This is a genomic window from Mesorhizobium sp. M7A.F.Ca.US.014.04.1.1 (assembly GCF_003998745.1).
Taxonomy (GTDB): domain Bacteria; phylum Pseudomonadota; class Alphaproteobacteria; order Rhizobiales; family Rhizobiaceae; genus Mesorhizobium; species Mesorhizobium ciceri.
Map to the genome: position 1 here is coordinate 1 of NZ_RZRW01001205.1, position 847 is coordinate 847.

The following is an 847-nucleotide window of genomic DNA, read 5'->3' on the forward strand; positions in this document are numbered from 1 at the left end:
GTATTCACCGGCCTGAGCCCAGATGCCGTCGACGTCGGGATGCGCTGCGAGCGCCTTGGCTGTTTCCTGCTGGGTCGTACGGTCGTCCCAGAAGGAATAGTATTCGTCCACGACCTGTATGCCGGGGTACTTCTTGAAGACCGACATGGCTCCATCGGTGTGGCGCTTGTCGACCGAGTTGCCGGGAACGCCGCGGCTGAGGAAGATCTTGCCTTTGCCGCCGAGCGCATTGACCAGGGCCTGAGCGCTGTTCTCGCCAAAGCCAGCGGTAATGTAACTGACGTTGTAGGCGCAGGGCTCGGTGACCGTCGCGTCGTACATGAAGAACTTCACGCCCTTCTCGCAGCCTTTGTGGATGACGCGATTGAGGGCGGTGGAAGAAATCGGAAAGCTGATAATGCCGTCGGCTTTGGCGGCAATCATGCTCTCATACGCAGCGATCTGAGCCTGGGGATCCGTGCCCGAGATCACCTGGGTCAGTTCCACGGTCTTGTCGTAGGGTGGGGTGGCGGCAAGCGCCTTGACGATGTTGGCTGCCTCCGACTGCCAAGAGTTGCCGCTGTAGCTCATGCTCAGGTAGATTTTGAACTTCTTGTCCTGCGCTGACGCCGACGGGGCGGTGAGCGAAAGGCTGACCGCGGCAGTACAAAGAGCGGCTGCGCATAGACTTAGTTTTCTCTTCCAGTTTGGCATCGAAGGTCTCCCAGATCGTTGACCGCTTGTTGATGGGAACGTTCTCACTGAACGTCCCGGATCGCCGGGCGCGGGCGGTCTTTACCGCGCCAGTCGGCGTCTTAGGAACGCGAAGGTGTTTTCCCTCAGCAGGAGCAGGGCAATGAGGATGATC

General features: G+C 59.5%; 1 protein-coding gene. It reads right to left on the bottom strand.

The window, feature by feature from the left end:
• Positions 1-693, bottom strand: a 693-nt coding sequence (locus EOA22_RS35605; RefSeq protein ID WP_164756274.1) for a substrate-binding domain-containing protein, incomplete at its 3' end; no start/stop codon positions are given.
• Positions 694-847: the final 154 nt, after the last annotated feature.